The sequence below is a fragment of the Azospirillum sp. UENF 112521 genome (assembly GCF_058780665.1).
The window spans coordinates 271,602-296,312 of the sequence record NZ_JBSNCI010000007.1; the positions used below are offsets into that span (position 1 = coordinate 271,602).

The 24,711-nt window shown below is 69.9% G+C and carries 21 protein-coding genes; 10 read left to right on the forward strand and 11 right to left on the reverse strand.

Annotation, left to right across the window (positions count from 1 at the left end; translation table 11 throughout):
• Positions 1 to 169 precede the first annotated feature (169 nt).
• The 9 genes from ACWPN8_RS29995 (at position 170) to ACWPN8_RS30035 (ending at position 10,157) form a co-directional block, all read left to right on the forward strand.
• A complete protein-coding gene (locus ACWPN8_RS29995; protein ID WP_492243416.1) occupies positions 170 to 1,906 on the forward strand; it encodes an EAL domain-containing protein in 1,737 nt (578 codons plus the stop codon).
• Positions 1,907 to 2,030: 124 nt separating this feature from the next.
• A complete protein-coding gene (locus tag ACWPN8_RS30000) occupies positions 2,031 to 2,633 on the forward strand; it encodes a helix-turn-helix domain-containing protein (protein WP_492243417.1) in 603 nt (200 codons plus the stop codon).
• Positions 2,634 to 2,873: 240 nt separating this feature from the next.
• Complete coding sequence (locus tag ACWPN8_RS30005; RefSeq protein ID WP_492243418.1) at positions 2,874 to 4,490, forward strand: ABC transporter substrate-binding protein; 1,617 nt, start codon at positions 2,874 to 2,876, stop codon at positions 4,488 to 4,490.
• 17 nt (positions 4,491 to 4,507) lie between these two features.
• Positions 4,508 to 5,506 (forward strand): ABC transporter permease, encoded by a 999-nt coding sequence (locus ACWPN8_RS30010; protein WP_492243419.1) that lies wholly within the window; start codon positions 4,508 to 4,510, stop codon positions 5,504 to 5,506.
• A complete protein-coding gene (locus tag ACWPN8_RS30015) occupies positions 5,503 to 6,384 on the forward strand; it encodes an ABC transporter permease (RefSeq protein ID WP_492243420.1) in 882 nt (293 codons plus the stop codon). The genes ACWPN8_RS30010 and ACWPN8_RS30015 overlap by 4 nt, the downstream gene beginning before the upstream one ends.
• A complete protein-coding gene (locus tag ACWPN8_RS30020; RefSeq protein WP_492243421.1) occupies positions 6,381 to 7,418 on the forward strand; it encodes an ABC transporter ATP-binding protein in 1,038 nt (345 codons plus the stop codon). Before ACWPN8_RS30015 ends, ACWPN8_RS30020 begins: the two co-directional genes overlap by 4 nt.
• The gene (locus ACWPN8_RS30025; RefSeq protein ID WP_492243496.1) at positions 7,402 to 8,418 is read left to right on the forward strand and encodes an ABC transporter ATP-binding protein; all 1,017 of its coding nucleotides are present in this window, start codon (positions 7,402 to 7,404) and stop codon (positions 8,416 to 8,418) included. The genes ACWPN8_RS30020 and ACWPN8_RS30025 overlap by 17 nt, the downstream gene beginning before the upstream one ends.
• Before the next feature lie 22 nt (positions 8,419 to 8,440).
• A complete protein-coding gene (locus ACWPN8_RS30030; protein WP_109095599.1) occupies positions 8,441 to 8,989 on the forward strand; it encodes a carboxymuconolactone decarboxylase family protein in 549 nt (182 codons plus the stop codon).
• 133 nt (positions 8,990 to 9,122) lie between these two features.
• The gene (locus tag ACWPN8_RS30035; protein ID WP_492243422.1) at positions 9,123 to 10,157 is read left to right on the forward strand and encodes an aldo/keto reductase; all 1,035 of its coding nucleotides are present in this window, start codon (positions 9,123 to 9,125) and stop codon (positions 10,155 to 10,157) included.
• Positions 10,158 to 10,212: 55 nt separating this feature from the next.
• Here the strand turns inward: ACWPN8_RS30035 and ACWPN8_RS30040 are convergent, their stop codons facing one another.
• From ACWPN8_RS30040 to ACWPN8_RS30090, 11 genes are read right to left on the reverse strand one after another with little or no spacing between them, the layout of a single operon-like run.
• Positions 10,213 to 11,214: a ketopantoate reductase family protein gene (locus ACWPN8_RS30040; RefSeq protein ID WP_492243423.1), complete on the reverse strand. Its 1,002-nt coding sequence runs from the start codon at positions 11,212 to 11,214 to the stop codon at positions 10,213 to 10,215.
• Entirely contained in the window at positions 11,211 to 12,866 is a 1,656-nt protein-coding gene (locus tag ACWPN8_RS30045) for a rhodanese-like domain-containing protein (RefSeq protein WP_492243424.1), read from the reverse strand. Before ACWPN8_RS30045 ends, ACWPN8_RS30040 begins: the two co-directional genes overlap by 4 nt.
• Positions 12,863 to 13,657 (reverse strand): class II aldolase/adducin family protein, encoded by a 795-nt coding sequence (locus ACWPN8_RS30050; RefSeq protein ID WP_492243425.1) that lies wholly within the window; start codon positions 13,655 to 13,657, stop codon positions 12,863 to 12,865. The genes ACWPN8_RS30045 and ACWPN8_RS30050 overlap by 4 nt, the downstream gene beginning before the upstream one ends.
• On the reverse strand, positions 13,654 to 14,688 hold the full coding sequence (locus tag ACWPN8_RS30055; protein WP_492243426.1) for an ABC transporter ATP-binding protein: 1,035 nt from the start codon (positions 14,686 to 14,688) through the stop codon (positions 13,654 to 13,656). The genes ACWPN8_RS30050 and ACWPN8_RS30055 overlap by 4 nt, the downstream gene beginning before the upstream one ends.
• The gene (locus tag ACWPN8_RS30060; RefSeq protein WP_492243427.1) at positions 14,685 to 15,701 is read right to left on the reverse strand and encodes an ABC transporter ATP-binding protein; all 1,017 of its coding nucleotides are present in this window, start codon (positions 15,699 to 15,701) and stop codon (positions 14,685 to 14,687) included. Before ACWPN8_RS30060 ends, ACWPN8_RS30055 begins: the two co-directional genes overlap by 4 nt.
• Positions 15,702 to 15,704: 3 nt before the next feature.
• On the reverse strand, positions 15,705 to 16,598 hold the full coding sequence (locus ACWPN8_RS30065) for an ABC transporter permease (RefSeq protein ID WP_455180355.1): 894 nt from the start codon (positions 16,596 to 16,598) through the stop codon (positions 15,705 to 15,707).
• Positions 16,595 to 17,578 carry an ABC transporter permease gene (locus tag ACWPN8_RS30070; protein WP_492243428.1) on the reverse strand — a complete coding sequence of 328 codons (984 nt, stop codon included), beginning with the start codon at positions 17,576 to 17,578 and terminating at the stop codon, positions 16,595 to 16,597. The genes ACWPN8_RS30065 and ACWPN8_RS30070 overlap by 4 nt, the downstream gene beginning before the upstream one ends.
• Positions 17,579 to 17,603: 25 nt before the next feature.
• Positions 17,604 to 18,440 (reverse strand): SDR family NAD(P)-dependent oxidoreductase, encoded by an 837-nt coding sequence (locus ACWPN8_RS30075; protein WP_492243429.1) that lies wholly within the window; start codon positions 18,438 to 18,440, stop codon positions 17,604 to 17,606.
• A gap of 26 nt (positions 18,441 to 18,466) precedes the next feature.
• A complete protein-coding gene (locus ACWPN8_RS30080; RefSeq protein ID WP_492243430.1) occupies positions 18,467 to 19,867 on the reverse strand; it encodes an LLM class flavin-dependent oxidoreductase in 1,401 nt (466 codons plus the stop codon).
• The gene (locus ACWPN8_RS30085; protein ID WP_492243431.1) at positions 19,864 to 21,249 is read right to left on the reverse strand and encodes an LLM class flavin-dependent oxidoreductase; all 1,386 of its coding nucleotides are present in this window, start codon (positions 21,247 to 21,249) and stop codon (positions 19,864 to 19,866) included. The genes ACWPN8_RS30080 and ACWPN8_RS30085 overlap by 4 nt, the downstream gene beginning before the upstream one ends.
• A 9-nt stretch (positions 21,250 to 21,258) precedes the next feature.
• Positions 21,259 to 22,905 carry an ABC transporter substrate-binding protein gene (locus tag ACWPN8_RS30090; RefSeq protein ID WP_492243432.1) on the reverse strand — a complete coding sequence of 549 codons (1,647 nt, stop codon included), beginning with the start codon at positions 22,903 to 22,905 and terminating at the stop codon, positions 21,259 to 21,261.
• Positions 22,906 to 23,307: 402 nt separating this feature from the next.
• Between ACWPN8_RS30090 and ACWPN8_RS30095 the strand changes: the two genes are divergently transcribed.
• A complete protein-coding gene (locus ACWPN8_RS30095; protein ID WP_492243433.1) occupies positions 23,308 to 24,648 on the forward strand; it encodes an LLM class flavin-dependent oxidoreductase in 1,341 nt (446 codons plus the stop codon).
• The last annotated feature ends 63 nt before the right edge of the window (positions 24,649 to 24,711 follow it).

Sequence of the window (24,711 nt, forward strand, 5' to 3'; positions counted from 1 at the left end):
TATCGATGCGGGGGAACACGCGGTAAAAACATATAAAATATGTACTATTATAACAATGCACACTGTGGATAATAATTCTCTCTTATGTGACATGGAAATGGTGACTCCCATGCCGCACTCGTCTCTTCGCCGGGCGGTTCCCTCGGCTGTGCAACCTGAGGAGGCCGGCGTGGCGCCGATCCTCCGTCTCGTCCTCGACAATATGGCGGAGGGGGTGTGCGTCGCCGGCTGCGACGGCCGCATCATAACCGCCAACCCGGCGGCGGAGGCGGTCTTCGGTCCGCTGGGCGGCGTCGCCTTCGATGCGCAGTTCGGAGAGCGGCTGCGGCTGGAGGACGGGGTCAGCCCGTGCCCGGACGCCCTGTGGCCGATGGGCCGGGCGATCCGGGGCGAGACGATGGACCGCGAGAGCCTGTATCTCGCCGCGGCCGTTCCCGGCGGAGCGGGCGTCTGGCTGCGGGTGAACGCCCGCCCGCTGGTTCAGGACGGCCGGTCGGTCGGCGGCGTGCTGGTGTTCCGCGACATCACCCAGGTCAAGGCGGTGGAGGACCGGATCGCCTGGCTGGCCCATTTCGATCCTTTGACCGGCCTTCCCAACCGCGTCGAGTTCCGCCGGCGCCTGGAGGCGGCGATTGCGGTGGCGCGGCGGGACGGCACCCGGCTGGCGGTGATGCTGCTCGATTTCGATGGCTTCAAGGAGATCAACGACCAGTTCGGCCATGCGGTGGGCGACGAGCTTCTCGTCGCGGTGGCCCGCCGGCTGCGCGACGCGCTGGAGGCCGGGGCGACGGTCGCGCGGCTGGGCGGCGACGAATTCACCGTCATCGTCGAGGAGGGCGGCGGCCGGACGGCCGATGCGGCCTCGCAGTCCCTGATCCGGGCGATGGCCGAACCGTTTCCGCTTGCCGGCGGCCGGCACCGGCTGACCGTCAGCATCGGCGTGGTCGGCCATCCCGCGCAGGGCGACAGTGCCGACGACCTGCTGCGCAAGGCGGACATGGCCATGTACCGGGCCAAGGAGCGCGGCGGCAGCACGGTCTGCCGGTATGACCCGGCGATGACGGACGCGGCGGCCGAGCGGACCCGGCTGCGCGGGCTGCTGGCCGGCGCGCTGGAGCGCGGCGAGTTCCACCTCGCCTACCAGCCGCTGGTCGAGGCGGCCGGCGGCCGTCCCGTCGGGGTCGAGGCGCTGCTGCGCTGGCAGCCGCCGGGCGACGCCGCACCCGTTCCGCCGTCGGTGTTCATCCCCCTGTGCGAGGCGAGCGGGCTGATCCTTCCCATCGGCCGCTGGGTGCTGGAAACCGCCTGCCGGCAGATCCGGAGCTGGGCGGACGGGGGCGGGCCGCCTTTGGAGGTCGCGGTCAACGTATCGCCGCGCCAGCTTCGCGACCCCGCCCTGCTGGAGGATGTGCGGACGGGGCTGGAGACGACCGGCATCGATCCCGCCCTGCTGGTGCTGGAGGTGACCGAGGGGTTGCTGATCGAGGATATGGAGTACAGCCGCCATGTGCTGACCGGGCTGAAGCGGCTGGGGGTGCGGCTGGCGCTGGACGATTTCGGCACCGGCTATTCCAGCCTCAGCTATCTCAACAGCCTGCCGTTCGACGTGCTGAAGATGGACGGGTCCTTCACCCGCAATCTGGGAGCGGCGGACCTGGACAATGCCGGCGGGCAGGCGGTCGCCCGCGCCATCATCGGGCTGGCGCGCAGCCTGTCGATGACGCTGGTCGCCGAGGGGGTGGAGACGCCGGCCCAGCATGCCTGGCTGGCGGCGAACGGTTGCCGCCTGATCCAGGGCTATCTCATCGGACGGCCGGAACCGGCGCCGTCCGCCGCCGCCCTGATCCGCCGGCTGTCCGCCGAGCATGAGCGCAGGCAGAATGAACGATTCGATTTTGTGATTTGAACCTGAAGGAACAGGCTGCGACGTTAAATCTACTTGCTGTATAGGCTAAAGGAGATATTCTCTTCTCATCCAATGGGAAATGCGGCCGGTGCACGCAGGCCCGTTCAAGCGGAGAGGACGATCTGTGAGCGTGGCGAACGACGACTATGCTCCCTCCGGCGAGGATGCGATCCCCGCGATACTCGGGCGTCACCTGCGGCGTCTGCGCACCCGCCAGGGCCTGTCGCTGGAGCGGCTGGCGCGGCTGTCCGGGGTCAGCCGGGCGATGCTCGGGCAGATCGAGCTTGGACGCAGCGCGCCGACCATCACCGTGCTGTGGAAGATCGCCCGTGCGCTGGATGTCACGCTGGCGTCGCTGACCCGGTTCACCGAGCAGGGCGGGGTGGTGGTGGTGCGCCAGTCCCAGACCAGGACGCTGGTTTCCCCGGATGGGCTGGCCCAGTCGCGGCTGCTGGCACCGCCGGGGGAGGGGAGGGGGGCCGATGTCTTCGAGATCCGCCTGCATCCCGGCGGCAGCGAGGTCGGCGGCGGCCATCCGCCGGGGACCGGCGCCCATCTGGTCGTCGCGGAGGGAATGGTCGAGCTTCGGGCCGCCGGCGCCCTGCATCGGCTGGCCGCCGGCGACACCATTCTGTTCGACGCCGACGTCCCCTATGCCTGCGTGAATGTCGGCGACGGTGAGTCCCTGCTGTTTCTCGTGCTGTCGCACACCGAAATCCTGCCTTGAGGCTTCCTCTCGGCGCCCGCCGTCACCCAGCCGTGGAACGGCGCGCAGAGCTGCGGTCGCATACGCGAAGATGCGCCTTGACAGCCAAAAATACCTACCATCATACTAGTGAAATAAAATAAAACACAAAAAGAAATGGTGTTTTATTCGCCTCCCGTCCTCCGGGCCATCCTGTTCCGGGCCATCGTGCAAACCCTCACCGGCCCTCGACCCGGTGGGACAGATCAGCAAGGTCATGCCATGACGTCCATTGTTTCCCGTTTCGTCCTGCTGCGCGCCACGGTGCTGGCCGCCGGTGTGGCGTCCCTGTTTGGCGGCGCGGCATTCGCCGGGACGCCGCAGGACGGCGGCACGCTGACCGCCATCGTCCAGCCCGAGCCGGTCACCCTGACCTCGGCGATCAACACGGCGGCGCCGACCGGCTTCATCAGCGGCAACGTCTTCGACGGCCTGATCGATTACGACCTCGACCTCAACCCCAAGCCGGCCCTGGCCGAGCGATGGGAGGTGGCGCCCGACAGCCTGTCTATCACCTTCTTCCTGCGCAAGGACGTGACCTGGCACGACGGGCATCCCTTCACTGCCGCCGACGTGAAATGGACGCTGGAGAATGTCTGGAAGACGATCCACCCGCGCAACCAGGCGACCTTCGGGCGGGTGACGCGTGTCGACACGCCGGACGACCACACGGTCATCCTGCGCCTCAGCGAGCCGTCGCTGGCCATCCTCAGTTCGGTCAATTCCAACGGCGCGCAGGTGCTGCCCAAGCATCTGTACGAAGGGACCGACATCCTCAACAATCCCTACAACCTGAAGCCGGTCGGCACCGGTGCCTTCGTCTTCAAGGAATGGAGCAAGGGCAACCATCTGATCCTGGAGCGCAACCCGAACTACTGGGACAAGGGCAAGCCCCATCTCGACCGGGTCGTCTTCAAGGTGATCCCCGACGCCGCCGCCCGCGCCGCGGCGCTTGAGAAGGGGGACGTGCAGTATGCGGTCTTCAGCCCGGTGCCGCTGAAGGACGCCGAGCGGCTGGGCAAGCTGCCGAGCCTGAAGATCGAGACGCGCGGCTACGAGTGGATCTCGCCCTGGCTGTTCTTCGACCTGAACGTCGACAACAAATATCTGAAGGACGTGCGGGTCCGCCGCGCCATCGCCCACGCCATCGACCGCAAGGCGATCTCCAACATCGTCTGGTACGGCTTCGCCAAGCCGGCGATCAGCCCGGTGCCCTCGACGCTTCCCGCCTTCCACGACGCCACCGTTCCGCAATACGAGTTCGACGTCAAAAAGGCCGAGGCGCTGCTGGACGAGGCCGGCTACAAGCGCGGCCCGGACGGGGTGCGCTTCGCGCTGACCCATGACTTCATCCCCTATGGCGACGACTACAAGCGCACCGGCGAGTATCTGAAGCAGGCGCTGAAGCGCGTCGGCATCGAGGTGACGATCCGCAGCCAGGACACCGCCGCCTTCACCAAGCGCGTCTACGGCGACCGCGACTTCGACATTTCCAGCGCCTGGTTCGCCGCCTTCTCCGACCCGCAGGTCGGGGTGACGCGCGCCTACTGGTCGGGCTGGGTCGGCAAGAACACGCCCTGGACCAACGGCTCGGGATACCGCAACCCGGAGGTCGACGCCCTGATCGCCCAGGCCCAGGGGCAGGCGCGCCAGGAGGACCGCATCGCCACCTTCAAGAAGATACAGCAGATCGTCCAGACCGACCTGCCGTCGATCCCGCTGGCGGAACTGAAGTTCTTCTCGGTCCACGCCGCGAACCTGAAGGACGTGGTGACCCACGGCGACCAGATCTACGGCTCGCTGAAGGACGCCTGGTTCGACAAGGCGGCATCGAACTGATCATGGCCGGATTCTCGATGCCTGTGGGCAGGGTTGGCCGGCGGCGGCTCCGCTTCTGGGCGGGGAGGCTGGTTCACATGGCGCTGGTCGTGCTCGGCATCGCCGTCGTCAACTTCTTCCTGCTGCACTTGGCCCCCGGCGACGCGGCCCAGGTGCTGGCGGGGGAGGCGGGATCGGCAACGCCGGAATACATGGCGGCCCTGCGCCGCCAGTTCGGGCTGGACCAGCCGCTGCCGGTCCAGTTCGTCCAGTATCTCGGCAACCTGCTGACCTTCAACCTCGGTTTCTCCTTCCGGCATGGCCTGCCGGTGCTGGAGCTGATCGGACAGCGGCTGCCGGCCACCCTGCTGCTGATGACCGCCAGCATCGGGTTCGCCGTGCTGGCTGGGTCGGCGCTCGGCGTGGTCGCCGCGCGCAACGCCGGGCGGCTGGCGGATACGCTGATCTCGACGCTGGCCCTGCTGTTCTATGCCACGCCGGTGTTCTGGATCGGACTGGTGCTGGTGGTGGTCTTCTCGGTCGGGCTGGACTGGCTGCCGGTCGGCGGCATGACCAGCGTCGAGGCCGGCTATGGCGGCTGGGACCATGTCAAGGACGTCGCCCGTCATCTGGTGCTGCCGGCGGCGACCCTCGGGCTGTTCTACCTCGCCATCTACACCCGCCTGATGCGGGCGGCGATGCTGGAGGTGACGACCCAGGACTTCGTCCGCACCGCCGTCGCCAAGGGGTTGAAGCCGCGCCGCATCGCGCTGCGCCACGTGCTGCGCAACGCGCTGCTGCCCGTTGTCACCATGCTCGGGGTGCAGGTCGGCTCGATCCTCGGCGGGGCGGTGCTGGTGGAGACCATCTTCGCCTGGCCGGGGCTGGGCCGCCTCGCCTTCGAGGCGCTGTTCCAACGCGACCTGAACCTGCTGCTCGGCATCCTGCTGTGCAGCTCGGCGGTGGTCGTGGTCGTCAATCTCGCGGTCGATCTCCTCTACACGGTGCTCGATCCGCGCATCGAGCTTGCCAGATGAGCATCGCCCATTCCGTCCTTCCCGCTGCGGAGGAGCGGCCCGTCCGCCGCGGCCTGTTCGCCCGCCTGCTGCGCCGGCCATCGGCGGTCGCCGGGCTGGCGCTGCTCGGCGCCATCCTCGCCATGGCGGCGCTGGCCGACGTCGCTTATCCGGTCGATCCGCTCGACATGGTGGGCACGCCCTTCCTCTGGCCGGGCGCCGATCCCGATTTCCCGCTCGGCACCGACATGATGGGGCGCGACATCGCCGCCGGCATCTTCCACGGCGCGCGGGTGTCGCTGCTGATCGGTGGGGTGGCGACGCTGGTGTCGCTGGTCATCGGCGTCGGCGTCGGCGCCATCGCCGGCTTCTTCCGGGGCCGTGCCGATCACGCACTGATGCATGTGACCGAGCTGTTCCAGACCATCCCGCCCTTCCTGTTCGCCATCGTCATCGTCGCCATCCTGCAACCGACCATGACCACGGTGGTACTCGCCATCGGACTGACCTCCTGGCCCAGCCTGGCCCGGCTGGTGCGGGCGGAGGTGCTGCGCCTGCGCGACGGCGAAATGGTCCAGGCCAGCATCGTGCTCGGCCTGTCGGATGCGCGCATCATCCTGACCCATGTGCTGCCCAACGTGCTGGCGCCGATCGTCGTGTCGGCCTCGATCATGGTGGCGTCGGCGATCCTGACGGAATCGAGCCTCGCCTTCCTGGGCTTGGGCGATCCCAACATCGTCAGCTGGGGCAGCATGGTCGGCGCCGGCCGCGAGGTGCTGCGCACCGACTGGTACGTCGCGACATTGCCGGGCCTCGCCATCGTCGCGGCGGTGCTGGCCCTGAACCTGCTCGGCGACGGGCTGAACGACGCTCTCGATCCCAGGCAGAACCGCCGATGACCCAATTCCCTCAACCCGTTCTGGCCCAGCCCGTTCTGGAGGTGGAGGATTTGTCCATCCGCTTCCAGGAGCGCGGGCGCAGCCTGCTGGCGGTGCGCAACCTGTCCTTCCAGGTGGCGCGCGGCGAGACGCTGGCCATCGTCGGCGAGTCCGGCTGCGGCAAGTCGATCACCGCGCTGGCCCTTCTCGGCCTCGTTCCACCGCCGGGCCGCGCCGAGGGCAAGGCGATCCGGCTGGAGGGACGCAACCTGCTGGGGTTCGGTCAGGAGGCTCTGCGCGATGTCCGCGGCCGCCGCATCGCCATGGTCTTCCAGGAACCGATGACCACGCTCAACCCGGTGCTGACCATCGGCGAACAGATCGTCGAAACCATCCGCGACCATGAACCGGTGAGCCGCCGCGAGGCCCGCGACCGCGCGCTGACGCTGCTGGAGCGCGTCCACATCCCCGACCCGGTCCGCCGCTTCGGCGAGCACCCGCACCGGCTGTCCGGCGGGATGCGCCAGCGGGTGGTGATCGCCATGGCGCTGGCCTGCAACCCGGCGGTTCTGGTCGCCGACGAGCCGACGACGGCGCTCGACGTCACCATCCAGGCGCAGATTCTCGACCTGATCGACGAGCTGAAGCAGGGCGGCATGGGCGTCGTCCTGATCACCCACGATCTTGGCGTCGTCGCCGGCCATGCCGAGCGGGTGCTGGTGATGTATGCCGGCCGCAAGGTCGAGGAGCGCGCCGCCGCCGACCTGTTCGCGACCCCGCTGCACCCCTACACCCGCGGCCTGATCGCCGCCCGCCCCCGCCGCCGCGTCGAGGGCGGGGAGCGTCCCCGGCTGGTCGAGATACCCGGTACCGTGCCGTCGCTGGCGGCGATGCCGCCGGGCTGCGCATTCGCCCCGCGCTGCGCGCTGGCGACGGAAGACTGCACCGCCGCCGAACCGCCCCTGACATCGTTGGAAGATGGGCAGGTCGCCTGCCTACGCGTCGGAGACTTCCTTGCCCCAAGCCATAGCCTTCCCCATGCCCGCCTCGCCTGACCCCGTGCGCCCCGACGCCGGGCAGGGAGACCCGCTTCTGGCGGTCGAGGGTCTCGTCGTCCGCTACGACACGCCGCATGGTGTGGTCCACGCGGTGGATGGGGTGTCGCTGACCGTCGGGCGGGGCGAGACGCTCGGCCTCGTGGGCGAGTCCGGCTGCGGGAAATCGACGCTCGGCCGGGCGATCCTGCGGCTGATCGAGCCGGCTGCCGGCCGCATCCGTCTGGACGGCGACGATCTGTCCGGCAAGAGCCGGGCGGCGCTGCGCCCGATCCGGCGCAAGTTGCAGATGGTGTTCCAGGATCCGTTCGGCTCGCTCGATCCCCGCTGGACCGTCGGGCAGCTGCTGGCCGAACCTCTGCACGTCCACGGCATCGGCCGGCGGTCGGAACGGCGCGACCGCGTTGCCGAGCTGCTCGCCCGCGTCGGCTTGCCCGCGGACGCGGCCTCGCGCCATCCGCACGAGTTTTCCGGCGGCCAGCGCCAGCGCATCGGCATCGCCCGCGCGCTTGCCCTGTCGCCGGCGCTGGTGGTCTGCGACGAGCCGGTGTCGGCGCTCGACGTCTCGGTGCAGGCGCAGATCCTCAATCTGCTGGACGATCTGCAACGCGATCTCGGCGTCGCCTTCCTGTTCATCAGCCACGACCTGTCGGTGGTCGAACACATCGCCGACCGGGTCGGCGTGATGTATCTCGGCCGCATCGTCGAGACCGCCCCGCGCGCGGCGCTGTGGCGGCGTCCGCTGCACCCCTATACCCGGGCGCTGTTCGATGCGGTCCCCGATCTGGACCGGCCGGCGGAGCGGCTGACGCGGGCGGCGCTGACCGGCGACCTGCCCAGCGCCTTCGCGCCGCCGGCCGGCTGCCGTTTCCACACCCGCTGCCCCCTTGCGGTCGAGCGGTGCCGCCATGAGGCGCCATCGCTGCGTGCCGTCGGCGACGCGGACCACCTCGTCGCCTGTCACCTTGCCGAGCCCCCGTCGAAAACCGATCTTGTCTGATCCGACAGAAGGAACCGTTTCCATGGCCCGTGTCCGCAACATCGAAATCGAGGACGTCAGCGGCGAAGCCCGCGCCGTCTACGAGCGCATCCAGCGCGACTACGGCCCCTTCGGCAACATGCTGCGCGTCTTCGCCCACCGCCCGCCGGCCTTGCGGCATGTCTTCGGGCTGCTGCTGGAGTCCGCCTCCGACGCGGTGATCTCCAAACGGCATCTGGAGATCGTGCTGGTAACCGCGTCGAAGGCGGCGGCCTGTGCCTACTGCGTCGCGCACCATGCCCCGCGTCTGGTCGAGCAGGGTCTGCCTGCCGAGACGGTGGAGCGGATCCTGGAGCCGGACGTGCCGGGGCTCGACCCGGTGGACCGTCTGGTCCGGGACTATGCGGCGCAGGTCACCCGCGACCCGGCACGGGTGAGCGACGCCCTGTTCGCCCGTCTGCGCGAGCATTTCAGCGAGGAGCAGGTGGTCGAACTGACGCTGCGCACCGCGCTCTGCGCCTTCTTCAACCGGTTCAACGAGGCGCTGGGGATCGAGATTGAGGACGACGCCCTGACGCTGCCGCTTGCCTGAATGGCGGGACGGCTGTTCCATTGGTCTCGGCGCAGGGATCGGTCGCGCGGAGTGCGCCCAAGGCTGCCGGCCAAGGGGGCCGCCGGCCGGGGATTCGCAGGGTGAGGCTTCGAGCCAAGGGAGATTTGGGGACATGGTCGATTACCGCAATCTTGGCCGAAGCGGACTGAAGGTTCCGCCGCTGGCGCTGGGCACCATGATGTTCGGCGGGCAAGCCGACGAGGCGACCGCCCACCGCATCATCGCGAAGGCGCGGGCGCAGGGATTCACCTTCATCGACACCGCCGACGTCTATCATCAGGGCGCGTCGGAGCGGGTGGTCGGAAGCGCGATCCGCGGTGACCGCGACGCCTGGGTGCTGGCGACCAAGTTCGCCAACCCGATGGGGGAGGGGCCGAACAGCAGGGGCATCTCGCGCAAGTGGATCGTCGAAGCGGTGGAGAACAGCCTGCGCCGCCTCGGCACCGACTACATCGACATCGCCTATATCCACCGGGCGCCGCTCGATGCACCGCTGGACGAGGCGGTGCGGGCGATCGCCGATCTGATTCGGGCCGGCAAGCTGCGCTATTTCGGCCTGTCCAACTTCAGCGGCTGGCGGATCGCCGAGATCGTTCATCTGGCCGACGCCCACGGCATCGACCGGCCGGTGGCGAGCCAGCCGCTCTACAACATCGTCGACCGCAAGGCGGAGGTGGAGCAGCTTCCGGCCGCGGGCCATTACGGGATCGGCGTCGTCTCCTACTCGCCGCTCGCCCGGGGCGTGCTGACCGGCAAATATGTTCCCGGGGCGGCACCGGCGCCGGACACCCGGGCCGGCCGGGCCGACCGCCGCATCCTCGAAACCGAATGGCGCCCGGAATCCCTGGCCATCGCCCAGGAAATCCAGAACCATGCGGCCGCCCGCGGCATCTCCGCCGCCGATTTCGCACTGGCCTGGGTGTTGAACAACCGGCTGGTCACCGCCGCCATCGCCGGCCCCCGCACCGAGGAACAGTGGGACGCCTATGTGCGGGCGCTCGATTACCGCTTCACCGCCGAGGACGAGGCGCTGGTCGACTGTCTGGTGTCGACGGGCAATGCGTCCACCCCCGGCTACAACGACCCCGGCTATCCGGTCGAGGGCCGCGTCCCGCGCATCCAGGCGGCCGGCCCGGTGCCGGACTAACGGGGTGTTTGCCGCCGATGGCGATGCAGGGGTTAAAAAAAGACCTGCGGCGCCGTCACCGGCGCAGGGACCGGTCCAGGCCGCGCAGAATCGGCAGGACGATGTCGATGACCGGCGTCGGAACGGACCGCTCCCTGGCATAGGCCTGCACTTGGCCGAGCAGGCATTCGACCTCGGTGGCGCGGCCGTGCAGGACATCCTGCAGCATGGAAGGCCGGGTTTCCGAGCGCGTGGCTGCCCACCCCATCGTATCGTCGGTATCGGCGTGCTGGGTCAGATCATAGCCGAGCGCCCGAGCGGTGTCGGCCACCTCGCCGGCGATGCGCCGCCCGAGGTCCGCCAGCTCGGGGTCGGCGGCCCGGTCCTTCGCCGACAATCGGGTCAGGGCGGCCAGCGGGTTGCCCGGCGCGTTGACCAGCAGCTTGAGCCAGATGTCGGTCCGGATGTCGGTCGACAGCAGGGCGGGCATGCCGGCGGCGGTGAACAGTTCGACCAGCCCGCGGGCCCGCGGGCTGTCGCCGCCGTCAGGCTCGCCGATGATGAACCGGTTGTGCGCGCCATGAACGACGACGCCCGGCTCGACGATCTCGTTGGGCGACATCACGACCCCGCCCAACGCCCGCGCCGGCCCGACGTTTCGCCAGAGCGCGGCGTCGGGATCGAGCAGCGGCAGCGGACCGCCGCCCTCCCGCAGGCCGCCTTCCCGCAGGCCATGGTTCCACCACCACGGGATCCCGTTCAACAGGAAGACCGCGACCCCGTCGGGAGCCAGCAGCCGGGCGAGCGCGCCCGCCACCGCTGGCAGGGCCGGCGCCTTCAGCGTGACGACGACGATGTCCTGCGGCGGCAGGATCGACGGGTCGTCGGTCGCCACCGGCACCGCGACGCGGAACTCTTCCCGATCGCTCCGGAAGGTCAGGCCGTGCCCGCGCATCGCGGCCAGGTGAGGACCGCGCGCGACGACGGCGACGCCAGGGATACCGGCGCGCAGCAGCCTCGCCGCCACATGGCTGCCGACCGCGCCGGCCCCGAAGATGCAGATCCGCGGGGTGGTCATCGCGCCGCCGCCGGTCCGATGCAGAAGCCGGCGGCTTCCGGCGTACCGACGGCCCCCGGCAGCGACAGCTCCCAGTCGAGATAGGCGCGCGACGCTTCGAGGTTGCCGCTGTGGCGGTCATGGAGCCAGAACAGATGGTCGATGCGGTCGGCATCGTCGGGGTCGGAAGGTGACGTGACGACCGTAAGCCCGGCGGCCGTCCAGGCCGCCTCGCCGCCGGGAAGGACCGCGGCCGGAATGCCGGCCTCCTCCAGGTCCAGGGCGAGGAGATGGGCGGTCACCGGATCCCGCCCGGTCACCACGACCCCGGCCGCGCGGTCGAACCGTTCCGGCGGGCCGAGGCGCGAGCGGTTGGCCCAGAGCGCTCCCGCCGGGTGGGAGCGGCGGTAATCGCCGCTGGAATCCGAGAAGAGCAGAGCCGCACCGCGCCGCAGCCGGTCGCCCGCCTCGTTGGCGGAAAGGACCTTCGCCCGCGGGGAGGCGACGGGCACCGCATGGGCGGGGGGCGGGGCGGTCCCCGACACCAGCCCGGGCAGGACCAGCGCATCCCAGCCGAGCTGGCGCAGCCAATGCGCCGTCACGGTGGCACGCACGCCGTCGTCGTCGGTCAGCACGATCCGTGCCCCGCGGGTGGCCGCCCATGTGTCGAGTGCCTGCACCAGCTGCCCGCCCTGGGCGGACGGAACCCCGTCGGCATGCTCCCCGGCATGTTCGGCCGGCAGGCGGACGTCGAAGAGATAGGTGGTTCGGGCGGGATCGGCACGCAGCCGCTCCAGCGCGGCGCGGTCGATCACCGGGACGGCGAAGCGCCGGGCAAGGTCGGCAGCGCGCCGCCGCGCCGTTTCGCGGGACCCCGGCCCCACCGGCGGCCGGGGCGGAAGCGGCGTGTCGCGTTCCAGCTCGAAACCGGCAAGGCGCCAGCCCTGGGTTCCGCCCGACAGGGCGACCACGCGGTTGGGAACGCCGGCGTTGATCAGCGCCTGCGCGCCGATGATGCCGCGTGTCCGGCCGGCGCAGGACACGACGACGAGGCTGTCCGGCGAGGGAACGAGGTCGGCGAAGCGGTGGACGATCTCAGCGCCCGGCGCGCTGACGGCACCGGGCACATGGAAACGCTCGAACTCGTCGGCGGTGCGGCTGTCGAGGATCACCAGATCGGCCCCGGCCCGAATGAGCCGGTCGAGTTCGGCCGCCTCGATGTCCGGTGTATGATAGGCATGTTCGACGCATTCGGCGAAGGCCTTGCCCGGCACGTTGACGCTGGGGAAGAGCGGCAGGCCGGCGGCGGACCAGGACTCCACCCCGCCGGACAGCACATGGACACCGGTATAGCCGAGCGCCGAGAGCCGGCTGGCCGCCCGCGCGGCGACCGGCTCTTCGGCCAGCAGGACGATGCGGGTGTCGGCGCGCGGGACGAGCGCGGCGATGTCGAACTCCAGCCGGCTGAACGGAATGTTGACGGCGAGAAGCGGATGCCCCTCGCCGAAGGGGCCTTCCTCGCGCAGGTCGAGGAAGGCGATCTCGCCGCCGTCCTCCAGCCAGTCCAGAAGAGTCCGGGGATCGATGCCGGTCGTCCCGGCTGGCGTTTTGGCCGGGGCGTGGGGGAAGGCAGTCACGGCGGTGCCCTTTCGGTCGAAAACGGAGACGGTCATTCGCGGTAGCCGGGGTTCTGGCGGTCGAGCAGCCGCTTCAGGGCGCCGAAATGCAGCTCGTGGCCCGACGGCACGCCGGGGGCCAGCGGGGTGCCGGTGATGGTGGCGTGGACATGCGCCACCATCTCGCCGGGCAGTTCGCGAAGCGGCTTGCCGGACCATTGGGCGAAGAGCTGCACCCGCGCCGCCCGCTCCAGCGTGTAGAGCCGGTCGTAGGCTTCCGAAATGGTCCGGCCGGCGACCAGCACGCCGTGATGCGCCATGATCAGGATGGTCTTGTCGCCGAGGATGTCGGCCAGACGCTCGCCCTCGGCCGGGTCGCGGGCGAGGCCGGTGTAGTCGTCGTCATAGGCGATCTCGGCGATCAGCTGGGCCTCGGTGTGCCCGATCGGCAGCAGCCGCTGGTCCTGCAGCCGGGTCAGCGCGCTGGTGTAGGGCATGTGGGTGTGGAACAGCGCGGCGTGCTGCGGCTTGCGCCGGTGGATGGGGGCGTGGATGCAGAAGGCGGAACGCTGGAGCGGTCCCTTGCCGTCGAGCAGGCGGCCGTCGTAATCGACGGTGAGCAGGTCGCCGGCCTTGATCTCCGACCAGTGCAGCCCGAGCGGGCTGACATAGAAGCGGTCGTCGTATCCGGGAACCGCCAGGGTGAAATGGTTGTAGATGCCCTCGCTCATCTCCTGGATCACCGCGAGGCGCTGGGCCGCGGCCAGATCGACGCGGGCCTGCCTCTGCTCGGCCGTCTCGAAAGTCGGGTCATGCGCGGGGACGGGCTTGCCGGTGACGGCGTTCATTGGACGGTGTCCTTCTGCAGGAAATGGGGAAGGGACGGGACTGCCGCGCCATCGGGCGCACCATCGGGCGCGGCATCGGTCGCGGAATGGAGATGGCAGGCGACCGCATGGCCGGGGGCGATCTCGGCCAGCCGCGGCGCCTGCTCGCGGCACAGGCGGGTCGCGAAGGGGCAGCGGCCGGCGAAGCGGCATCCGGGCGGCGGATCCTGCGGCGCCGGCAGGTCGCCCGGCAGCAGCCGGGTCCGGTCCAGCCCGCGCCGTTCGGGGTCCATGCGCGGAACCGCGGCGATCAGCGCCTGGGTGTATGGGTGGGCCGGCGACCGCCACAGGGCCGCGCGGTCGGCGATCTCGACGATCTGGCCGAGATACATCACGGCGATCCGGTCGGCGAGATGCTGGACCACCGAAAGGTCGTGGCTGATGAACAGGTAGGCGATCCCGCGCGACGCCTGGAGGTCGGCCAGCAGGTTGAGGATCTGCGCCTGCAGCGAGACGTCGAGCGCCGAGACCGGCTCGTCGCAGACGATCAGGCTCGGCTCCAGCATCAGGGCGCGGGCGATGGCGATGCGCTGGCGCTGGCCGCCGGAGAATTCATGCGGCAGCCGGTCCGCCATCTCCGGGTGCAGCCCGACCTGGGCCATGACCTCGCGCACCCTGTCGCGCCGCTCGCTCCGGTCGCCCCGGCCATGCACGGCCAGCGGCTCCTCCAGGGCGCGGCGGATGCGCTGGCGCGGATCGAGCGAAGCCGCCGGATCCTGGAACACCATCTGGAAGCGGCGGCGGTGCGGGCGCAGATGGTGGCCGCTCAGCCGGCCGATGTCCACGCCGTCGAGCCGGATGGCGCCGGAATGCGGATCGACGATCCGCATGATCGCCTTGCCGAGCGAGGATTTGCCGCAGCCGGACTCGCCGACCAGACCCAGCGTCCTGCCGGCGTGCAGGGAGAAGGACACGCCGTCAACCGCCATCAGGGAGCCGCGCCGGGTGGCGTAGCGGACGCGGAGATCCTCGACCTCGAGAAGCGCGCTCATTCCGCCGCCCTCCATTGGCTGCGGTCGGTCCATCGCGGGACCTGTCGGGGCGTCCAGGCCGGCAGTTCGACCTTGTGGCAGGCGACCGCGGCCCGCCCGTGCCGCTGCAACGGCGGAACGGCGGCGCAGCCGGCATCGGCGTCGGCGCAGCGCGGAGCGAAGGCGCATCCCGGCGGGATCGCGCCCGGCAGGGGCACCAGGCCGGGGATTTCCTGCAGCCGCTGCCGCGGCGGCGGCTCGCCCAGCGTCAGCCGCGGCTTGGCCCCCATCAGCCGGCGGGTGTAGGGGTGCAGCGGGGCGGCGAACAGGCCGGGCGTGTCCTGCTCCTCGACCTTGCGTCCGGCATACATGACCAGCACGCGGTCGGCGGTTTCGGCAACGACGCCGAGGTCGTGGGTGATGAGGATCAGCCCCATGCCGAGGTCGCGGCGCAGCTCGTCCAGCAGGCAGAGGATCTGCGCCTGGATGGTGACGTCGAGCGCCGTCGTCGGCTCGTCGGCGATCAGCAGGGCGGGGTTGGCGGCGATGGCGATGGCGATGGCGACCCGCTGGCGCATGCCGCCCGAGAAGCGGTGCGGATGGTCGTCGAGGCGGCGGTGGGCGTCGGGAATATGGACGAGATCCAGCAGCTCCGCCGCCCGCGCCCGCGCCGCCCGGGTACCGAGCGGGCTGTGGGCGCGCACCGCCTCGGCGACCTGCTCGCCGACGGTCAGCACCGGATTGAGCGCCGACATCGGGTCCTGGAAGACGATGCCGATGCGGTCGCCGCGCACGGCGCGCATCCGTGCCTCGGGCAGGCCGGTCAGGTCCAGCCCGTCGAGCCGCACCCGTCCGCCGATCCGTCCCGGCGGCGCCACCAGCCGGGTCAGCGCCAGCGCCGTCATCGACTTGCCGCAGCCGGATTCACCGACGATGGCCAGCGTCTCGCCGGCCTCGACCGAGAAGGACAGCCGGTCGACGACGACGGCGTCGCCGAAACGGACGGTCAGGTCTTCGACCTCGAGCAGGCTCATGGGTCACCTCACGGGGGTGCGGGGATTGAGGAGGTCGTTCAGGCCGTTGCCGATCAGCATGAAGCCCATGACGGTGAGGAAGATCGCCCCGCCGGGAAGCGCCGTCATGTACCAGGCGGTGCGCAGCATCGGCCGGCCGGCGCCGACCATGCTGCCCCAACTCATCCCGTTGGGGTCGCCGAGGCCGAGGAAGGACAGCGAGGCGTCGGACAGGATCGCCTGGGCCACCAGGATCGAGGCGGCGACCACGACCGGGGCCAGGCTGTTCGGCAGGACATGGAGCAGGACGATCCGCCCGTGTCCCATGCCCAGTGTGACCGCGGCGTCGACATAGTCGAGCCGGCGCACCCGCACCGCCTCCGCCCGCACCAGCCGGGCGATCTGCGGCCAGGCGGTGATGCCGATGGCGAAGCTGATGCTGGCGGTGGTCGGCCCGAGGATCACCACCAGGATGATGGTGAAGAGCAGGCTCGGCATGGTCTGGAACAGTTCGCTGATCCGCATCAGCACGTCGTCGGTGGCGCCGCCGAAATAGCCGGCCAGCACGCCGGCGGCGATGCCGACCAGCAGCGCCAGCGCCGCCGCGGCGATGCCGACGGTCAGCGAGGTGCCGGCGGAATGGGCCATCGCCGCCGCCATGTCGCGGCCGAGCATGTCGGTGCCGAGCGGGAAGCGGGCGTCGATGCCGGGCCAGGTGCCGGCGGGGCCGGCCATGTCGCGCGGATCGCCCGGATAGAGCAGGCCGGCGGACAGGGCGACGGCGACGACGGCGGCCAGCAGCAGCAGGCCGACCAGCAGCGCCCGCGAACCGCGCAGCCGGCGCAGTCCCGGCGTGCGCATCAGGCGCTGGAGGATGCCGCCCGGCATTCCGCCATGGGTCGGGGCGGACAGGCTCATTGACGGACCTCCACCCGCGGATCGAGCGCCGCATAGAGCAGGTCGACCGCCAGATTGACGACGATGACGATGAAGGAACTGCACAGGAAGATGCCGAGCAGCAGGTTGACGTCGCGCGAGAACACCGCCTCCTGCGCCAGCCGGCCGAGGCCGGGCCAGCCGAACACCGTCTCGACCACGACCGTGCCGCCGAAGATGGCGCCGAGCTGCAGGCCGGTGACCGTCACGATGGGCAGCAGGGCATTGCGCAGCACATGGCGGACTACCACGCGGGCCTCGGTCAGCCCCTTGGCCCTGGCGGTACGCACGAAATCGAGCCCGTAGACCTCCAGCATCGCCGAGCGGGTGATGCGGACATAGATCGACAGGAAGAACAGGCTGAGCGTCACGGCCGGCAGCACCAGATGCCGGCCGATGTCCAGCCACTCGTCCCAACGGCCGCGGTAATCCGCCCCCACCGTCACCATGCCGGCCGACGGCAGCCAGCGCAGTTCGATGGAGAACAGCACGATCAGCATCAGCCCGACCCAGAACAGCGGGGTGGCGAAGCCCATGGTGGAGACGACCGAGATCGCCTCGTCCAGCAGGCTTCCGCGCGACCGCGCCGCCACCACGCCGAGGAGCACGCCGATCAGGAGCGCGAACAGGATCGCGGTCAGCGATAGCAGGATCGTCGCCGGCAGGCGTTCGAGGATCAGCTCGCCCACCGGCATGCCCTGGCGGAAGGAATAGCCGAGGTCGAAATGCAGGATGCCCTGGATGTAGTTCAGGAACTGGAGGTGGACCGGAATGTCGAGCCCGTAGAGCCGGCGCAGGTTCTCCATGAACTCCGGCGTCGCCGAGCCGGACTCCCCGGCGATGACGTCGGCGAGGTCGCCCGGCGTCAGCTTCAGCAGCAGGAAGTTCAGCAGCACGATGGCGAAGGCCATCGGCAGTGCCTGGACCAGCCGGCGGAAGACGTAGCGCAGCGATGTCGGCATGGCGTTCTCCGTCCGCAGTCGGCCGCTACAGGGCCAGGCTCTGGCCGCCGTCCACCGCGACCAGCGCGCCGACCATGTAGCTCGCCCGCTCGCTGGCCAGGAACAGCGCCACCTCGGCGATCTCGTGGGCCTCGCCGTAGCGGCGCAGCGGCGTGGCGGCGGCACCGGCGGCCAGCGCCTCGTCGCGGCTGATGCCGAGGCGCTTGGCCTCCAGGGCGAGGTTCTGTTCGATGCGGTCGGTCAGGGTGAAGCCGGGATTGATGGCGTTGATGCGGATGCCGTAGGGCGCGTATTCGCGGGCGAGCCCCAGCGTCGACAGCAGCAGGGCGGCGTTGGCCGAACCGCCCGGCAGATGGGTGCCGGAGGGAATCCGGCCGCCGGTGCCGACGATGTTGACGATGGCGCCGATCTGGCGGGGCGGAGGCAGCCGGGTTTCCGTCCGGCCGTCCGCCCCGGCCCCGGCCCGTCGCCGGAAGCTCTTGAGCACGGCGTCCTGGGCATGGATGTAGGGGAAGAACTTGGCGTCCAGCCCGGCCTTCCAGGCGGCGGCGTCGAGTTCCTCGGCCGGCGTGCGCTTCGCTGCGCCGGCGCTGTTGATCAGCACCTCGATCGGGCCGAAGGGGCGTTCGGCCTCGGCGACGGCGCGGGCCGCTTCGGCGGCGTCGGCGAAATCGGCGGCGACCGTCGCGACCTCCAGCCCCTCGGCGGCCAGGGCGGCCTGTGCGGCGGCGAGGTTCTCACGGCTGCGCGATGCGATGACCACGCGCGAGCCTTCCCGGGCGAAGGCGCGGGCGGCGGCGAGGCCGAGCCCCTTGCTGCCGCCGGTGACGAGGACGACCTTGCCGGCAAGGGCGAGATCCATGGCGAAACTCCTGTTGATCTGGCGGTTCAGGCTGTCGGGCCGGGATGGCGGAAGGCGTGGCCGGGATGGCGCGGCGAAAGCCGGGCGCGGCCGGGACCGAACAGCTTCTCGCGCAGGGTGCCGGGGCTGTATTCGGTCTTGTAGACCCCGCGGTCCTGAAGCTCGGGCACCAGCAGGTCGACGATGTCGGTCAGGTTGGCCGGCTCCACCACGCGGGTGAGGTTGAAGCCGTCGGCGCCGGCCTCGACCCAGGTCAGCAGTTCGTCGGCCACCTGCGACGGCGTGCCGACGACGAAGGGACCGCGCCCGCCGACCTCGCCGAAATCGGCGAGATCGCGCACCCGCCAGACGCGGTCCGGGCTGCGCAGGGTCATCGCCTCGATCTTCGACTGCATGCCGTTGCTCTTGACGTAGCGCACCGGATCGTCGGGGCCGTATTGCGAGAAGTCGATGCCGGTCCAGCCCGACAGCAGGGCGAGCGCGCCGCGGGTGTCGAGATGGCTGCGGTACTCCTCGTACTTGTCGCGCGCCTCCGCCTCGGTCGAGGCGACGATGACGGTGGCGCCGACGAAGACCAGCAGATCCTCCGGGTGCCGGCCATAGGCGGCGGCGCGGCGGCGGATGTCGGCGGCGGCCTCCGCCACCGCGGCCCTGCTCTGGTTCATGAACACGCATTCGGCGTGGCGGGCCGCGAATTCGCGGCCGCGGCCCGAGGTGCCGGCCTGGTAGAGCAGGGGCGTGCGCTGCGGCGAGGGTTCGCTGAGATGGATGGCGTCGAGGTCGAAGAAGGTGCCGTGATGGGTGATCCGGTGGACCTTCTCCGGCCGGACGAAGACCCGGCCGGCCTTGTCGCGAACCGCGGCACCGTCCTCCCAACTGCCTTCCCACAGCCGGTAGGCCAGTTCCAGGAACTCGTCGGCGCGGTCGTAGCGCTGGTCGTGCTCCCGCACCCCGCCGTCGCCGATTGCGCGGGCGGCGCTCTCCAGATAGCCGGTGACGATGTTCCAGCCGACCCGCCCCTTGGTCAGGTGGTCGAGCGTGGAGAAGCGGCGGGCGAGGTAATAGGGCTGCTCGTACCCGACCGACGCGGTGACGCCGAAGCCGAGATCGCGGGTCGCCGCGGCCATGGCGGAGATCAGGACCGACGGGTCGTTGCTCGGGATCTGGGCGCCGGCCGCCAGCGCCGCGTCCGGCGTGCCGGCATAGACGTCGTAGACGCCGGAGACGTCGGCCAGGAAGATGCCGTCGAGCTTGCCGCGCTCGGCGGTGCGTGCCAGCTCGATCCAGAAATCGAGGTCGGTATAGTCGGCGCAGCGGTCCTTCGGGTGGGTCCACAGGCCGGCCCAGGAATGGCCGGGCGCGTTCATGTGGAAGGCGTTGAGACGGATTTCCCTACGGATTTCCCCGTGGCGGGTCCGGCCGGTCATGCCGCGTCCTCCGCCGGCAGATGCCGGAAGGCCGCCGCCGGATGCGGAGCGCTCAGCCGGGCCCGTCCGGGGCCGTAGAGCTTCTCGCGCAGCGTGCCGGGGGCATAGTCGCGCTTGTAGGCGCCGCGGCGCTGCAGTTCCGGCACCACCAGATCGACGAAGTCGACGTAGCTGTCCGGCGCCACCGCGTAGGCGAGGTTGAAGCCGTCGGCGCCGACCTCATCGACCCACGACTGCAACTCGTCCGCCACCTGTGTGGGCGAACCGACGATCACCGGCCCCTGCCCGCCGATGCCGGCATGGCGGGCGATCTCGCGCAGGGTCCAGGAGCGGTTGGGATCGGCGGTGGTGAAGGCCTCGATGGTGGAGACCACGCCGTTGTCGCGGTCCTCGAAGCGCAGGATCTCGTCGGGATCGCGCCCGGCGAGATCGATTCCGGTCCAGCCGGAGAAGAGCACGAGGGCGCCTTCGTGGCTGATGTAGCTCTGGTAGTCCGCCAGCTTGGCCTTCGCCTCCCGTTCGGTCTCGCCGGTGATGACGGTGACGAGCGGGAAGAACAGAAGCTCGGCCGGGTCGCGGCCGTTCTCGGCGGCGCGGCGGCGCACGTCGCGGACGACGGCGCCGGCCACCGTCTTGGTAGGGGCGGCCAGGAAGATGCCTTCGGCGTGCCGGGCGGCGAACTGGCGCCCGCGCTGCGACCCGCCGGCCTGGAAGAGCAGGGGCGTGCGCTGTGGCGACGGCTCGGTCAGGTGGATGGCGTCGAGGCGGTAATGCTCCCCGTCGTGACGGACGCGGTGCACCTTGGCGGGATCGGCGAAGATGCCGGCCTCGCGGTCCCAGAGGACCGCATCGTCCTCCCAGCTGCCCTCCCACAGCTTGTAGACCACCTCCATGAACTCGTCGGCGATGTCGTAGCGCCGGTCGTGGGCGACGATGCTGCGCCCCAGCCCCTTGGCGCCGGCTGCCGACTTGCCGGTGACGATGTTCCAGGCCAGCCGGCCGCGGGTGAGCTGGTCGAGGGTGGACAGCCGGCGGGCGAACAGATAGGGCTGCTCGAAGGACAGGTTGCCGGTGACGGCGAAGCCGAGGTCGCGGGTGGCGTGCGCCATCGCCGGGATCAGCAGGATGGGATCGTTGGTCGGCACCTGCGACCCATGGCGCAGCGCCGCCTCGATCCCGCCGCCATAGACGTCGTTCACCCCGATGCCGTCGGCGAGGAAGACGGTGTCGAACCTGCCGCGCTCCAACGTGCGCGCCAGTTCGACCCAGTAGCCGAGATCCTGGTAGGAGGTCGAGCGGTCGCGCGGATGCCGCCACAATCCCGGCGACTGGTGGACCGGCCGGTTGACGACGAAGGCGTTGAAACGGATTTCCTTGGCCATGCGTTCCTCTCAGGCCGACAGCCAGGCGTCGGCGAGCGAGGCCAGCGCCGCATCGGGGGCCTGTGACAGACCCCGGAGTTTCCGGCTGTGGATGGTGACGTGCCGCATTTCCGACAGCGGCAGGATCGGCAGATCGGTCATTGCGATCGCCTGCAACTCGCCGAACAGCGCCTTGCGTTTTCCGGCATCCGGCTCGACCTGGAGCGCCTTGATGACGCGGTCGGCCTCCGGGTTGTCGTAGCCGGTGTTGTTGGAGGTCGGAACCCCCCGGACATGGTTGGTCGACAGCAGCAGCCGCGGCAATCCCATCTCCGGATCCATCATCACGGCGACGGTGTTGCTGTCGATGTCGTAGGCGTAGTCGGTGTAAACCCGCCTGGTCCAGCTCGGATAGTCCTGGCCGCGCAGCACGAAGTCGATGCCGACCTTCTTCAGGTTGTTGCGGATGTATTCGCCGGCATCCCGATAGGTCTCGCCGAAGGGCAGATAGTCGTGGGTGACGGTGAAGCGGACGCCGTTCGCCCCCCGTGGCAGGCCGGCCTCGTCCAGCAGCGCTTCCGCCCTGGCGGGATCGTGGTCGTGGCGCGGGACGTCGGGATTGTGGAAGCGGGAGAGCTGCGATGGCACGGGGCTCACCGCCGGCTTGCCGAAGCCGTACCAGACCGTGTCGATCAGTCCCTGGCGGTCGATGGCATGGGCAATGGCGCGCCGCACCCGCAGGTCGGCCAGATGCGGGTTCGACAAATTGAAATCGAGCAGGAAGACGTGGGACTGGAAGGCATAGCCGCTGGTGCTGACCGCCAGCGCCGGGTCGTCGCGGAGCCGGGCGACATCGGCGAGCGGGACCGCGGTGAAGGGAGCATAGTGGATCTCGCCGGTCTCCAGGGCCACCGCCCGCGACGCGGCATCGGGAATGATCCGGAAGACGAGGCGGTCGAGGTGGGGCTTGCCCTCGTCCCAGTAGGCGGGATTGCGGTCCAGCACGATGTGCTGGCCCTTCCTCCACTCCTTGAAGATGAAGGGGCCGGTGCCGACCGGCGCGTTGTTCCTGGGGTTCTTCAGGATGTCGGTGTTCTCGTACAGGTGCTTCGGCATCACCTGCGATTCCGCCGCGTTCAGCGCGCTCAGGATCACCGGGGCCGGCGCCGAGAGGCGGAAGATCGCGGTGTGCGGATCGGGCGTCTCGACGTCGAGCAGGGCGGCGAAGGTCACCCGGCCGCGCGCATGCAGCTTCTTCCACAGCTCCAGCGCGCTGAACCGTACGTCGGCGGCGGTGAAGTCCGCGCCATCATGCCATTTCACCCCTTTGCGCAGCCGGAAGACGATGCTGCGGCCGCCGTCCGACACCTCCCAGGATTCGGCCAGCGCCGGCTGCGGCAGCATCTCCCCGTCGTAGCGCAGCAGACCGTCATAGACGTTCGCGCTGACCGAGGCGTTGGCATAGTTGTTGTTGATCGCGCTGGCGAGTGCCGTCGGTTCCGGCTGGATGACCGCCACCAGGGTGCCGCCGCGCACCGGCTGCCCGGCGGCGGGAACCGGTGCCGCGGACGCCACTCCTCCCGGCAGTCCCAGCGCGGCGAGCGCGACGAAGGCCCCTTGTGAGAAGCGGCGGCGCGAGACCGCCGGAAGCGGCGGTCGTGAGGGATTCTTGAGCAACGCGGCCTCTCCCGGCCGGCATCGGCCGGCCTCTGTCCTGATGGCGTTGAGAGCGATCTTGCGGCTGGCATCCGGCCGGACCTGACATTGCCCGTCTGGCCCGGATCCGCACGGGCGGGGGTGGCTGGAGGGTGTCCAGGGGTTCCCGCCCGTCTGGTTTCTACCCTTACTCATTTTTGTCTATAAGATCCATAGACAAAAATATCCCGGTATGTGATTTTATGTATAACAACGATGGACATGCGTAAAACCTGTCCAGATTTCCAGGCTTTCCCGTGGAACCGGGCGGCCCTCCGTGCGGCCCGGCCGTCCAGGGACTTACCCCCGTCCCGACCGTCCGCAGCCCTTCCGCCGCCTTCCGTCTTCCATTCCAGCGTCATGCGCCATCCAGCGAGAGCCGCCATGAGCCCCCCAAGACAGCTGCACCTGAATCTGAACTTCATGAATGCCGGTTCCTACAGCTCTGCCTGGCGACGGCCGGAGAGCGAGGCGGCGGACTTCATCGACCCCGCCTTCCTCGTGCGCCAAGCCCAGCTCGCCGAGCGGGGCACCTTCGATGCCGTCTTCCTCGCCGACAATCCGGCCCTGCCGGACCGGCCGGACCTGCGGCCCTACCAAGCCCTGGAGCCGACCATCGTGCTGGCGGCGATGGCGGCGGCGACGACGCACATCGGGCTGATCGCCACCCTGTCGACCACCTACAACGAGCCCTACAATGTGGCGCGCCGCTTCGCGTCGCTCGACCATGTCAGCGGGGGCCGGTCGGGATGGAACATCGTCACCACCGCTGAAACCGGCACGGCGCGCAACTTCGGTCTCGACGAGGTGCTGCCCCATGACCAGCGCTATGCCCGCGCCGTCGAATTCGCCGATGTCGTGACCGCCCTGTGGGACAGCTGGGAGCCGGACGCCCTGGTCGGCGACAAGGAAAGCGGACGCTTCATCGACGGTTCCCGCATCCGTCCGATCAAGCATCGGGGACGCTACTTTTCCGTACAGGGGGCTCTCAACGTTCCGCCTTCGCCGCAGGGCCGGCCGGTCATCGTCCAGGCCGGAGGGTCGGGCGACGGCCAGGACCTTGCCGCGCGCCATGCCGATCTCGTCTTCTCGGTCGCGCACAGCCTCGATGAGGCCAGGAGCTTCGCCGACGGCTTGCGGGCCCGGTTGCTGCGTGCCGGCCGGGCCCCGGCCGAGGTGGTGATCTGCCCCGGTCTGGTCACCATACTCGGCAGCACGGAAGCCGAAGCCAAGCGGCGCGAGCGGGAACTGTGGGAGAGCGTGCCGATCGATTACGGGCTTGCGCGGCTGGCCCGCACCCTCAACGTCGATCCCGGCCGGCTGAAGCTGGACGAGCCGCTTCCCGCCGACATCCCGTTCCCGGAGAATCACAGCCAGACCTTCTTCAAGGGAACCGTGACGCTCGCCCAGCGGAACGGACTGACGGTGCGCGATCTCGTCAAGGCCCAGGGCGGCGGCGGGACCCAGCACCGCCTGGCCGTCGGCACGCCGGAGCAGGTGGCCGACGGGATCGAGGCATGGTTCCGCTCAGGCGCCGTCGACGGCTTCAACATCATGCCGGACGTCACCGCCTCCGGTCTGGAGGTCTTCGTGGAGGAGGTCGTTCCGCTGCTGCGCAGGCGCGGGATCTTCCGCGAGGCCTACAGCGGACGAACGCTGCGCGATCATCTGGGGTTGCCGCCGCCGTCCGTCCGGCATCGTCGACCGGCGGCAGCCACGGCCTGATGCCGGTCCTGTAACAGCAGACTTTCACACCCAGACTTTTACACCGCCCGATCCAGAAGGAAT

What these genes read in the sequence shown, in the direction of transcription:
- ACWPN8_RS30060 (WP_492243427.1), bottom strand. Translation starts at nt 15,701, where the DNA reads ATGAGCCTGCTCGAGGTCGAAGACCTGACCGTCCGTTTCGGCGACGCC.
- ACWPN8_RS30055 (WP_492243426.1), bottom strand. Translation starts at nt 14,688, where the DNA reads ATGAGCGCGCTTCTCGAGGTCGAGGATCTCCGCGTCCGCTACGCCACC.
- ACWPN8_RS30025 (WP_492243496.1), top strand. Translation starts at nt 7,402, where the DNA reads ATGCCCGCCTCGCCTGACCCCGTGCGCCCCGACGCCGGGCAGGGAGAC.
- ACWPN8_RS30015 (WP_492243420.1), top strand. Translation starts at nt 5,503, where the DNA reads ATGAGCATCGCCCATTCCGTCCTTCCCGCTGCGGAGGAGCGGCCCGTC.
- ACWPN8_RS30095 (WP_492243433.1), top strand. Translation starts at nt 23,308, where the DNA reads ATGAGCCCCCCAAGACAGCTGCACCTGAATCTGAACTTCATGAATGCC.
- ACWPN8_RS30040 (WP_492243423.1), bottom strand. Translation starts at nt 11,214, where the DNA reads ATGACCACCCCGCGGATCTGCATCTTCGGGGCCGGCGCGGTCGGCAGC.
- ACWPN8_RS30080 (WP_492243430.1), bottom strand. Translation starts at nt 19,867, where the DNA reads ATGACCGGCCGGACCCGCCACGGGGAAATCCGTAGGGAAATCCGTCTC.
- ACWPN8_RS30020 (WP_492243421.1), top strand. Translation starts at nt 6,381, where the DNA reads ATGACCCAATTCCCTCAACCCGTTCTGGCCCAGCCCGTTCTGGAGGTG.
- ACWPN8_RS30070 (WP_492243428.1), bottom strand. Translation starts at nt 17,578, where the DNA reads ATGCCGACATCGCTGCGCTACGTCTTCCGCCGGCTGGTCCAGGCACTG.
- ACWPN8_RS30045 (WP_492243424.1), bottom strand. Translation starts at nt 12,866, where the DNA reads ATGACCGTCTCCGTTTTCGACCGAAAGGGCACCGCCGTGACTGCCTTC.
- ACWPN8_RS30005 (WP_492243418.1), top strand. Translation starts at nt 2,874, where the DNA reads ATGACGTCCATTGTTTCCCGTTTCGTCCTGCTGCGCGCCACGGTGCTG.
- ACWPN8_RS30030 (WP_109095599.1), top strand. Translation starts at nt 8,441, where the DNA reads ATGGCCCGTGTCCGCAACATCGAAATCGAGGACGTCAGCGGCGAAGCC.
- ACWPN8_RS30085 (WP_492243431.1), bottom strand. Translation starts at nt 21,249, where the DNA reads ATGGCCAAGGAAATCCGTTTCAACGCCTTCGTCGTCAACCGGCCGGTC.
- ACWPN8_RS30010 (WP_492243419.1), top strand. Translation starts at nt 4,508, where the DNA reads ATGCCTGTGGGCAGGGTTGGCCGGCGGCGGCTCCGCTTCTGGGCGGGG.
- ACWPN8_RS30065 (WP_455180355.1), bottom strand. Translation starts at nt 16,598, where the DNA reads ATGAGCCTGTCCGCCCCGACCCATGGCGGAATGCCGGGCGGCATCCTC.
- ACWPN8_RS30075 (WP_492243429.1), bottom strand. Translation starts at nt 18,440, where the DNA reads ATGGATCTCGCCCTTGCCGGCAAGGTCGTCCTCGTCACCGGCGGCAGC.
- ACWPN8_RS30035 (WP_492243422.1), top strand. Translation starts at nt 9,123, where the DNA reads ATGGTCGATTACCGCAATCTTGGCCGAAGCGGACTGAAGGTTCCGCCG.
- ACWPN8_RS30050 (WP_492243425.1), bottom strand. Translation starts at nt 13,657, where the DNA reads ATGAACGCCGTCACCGGCAAGCCCGTCCCCGCGCATGACCCGACTTTC.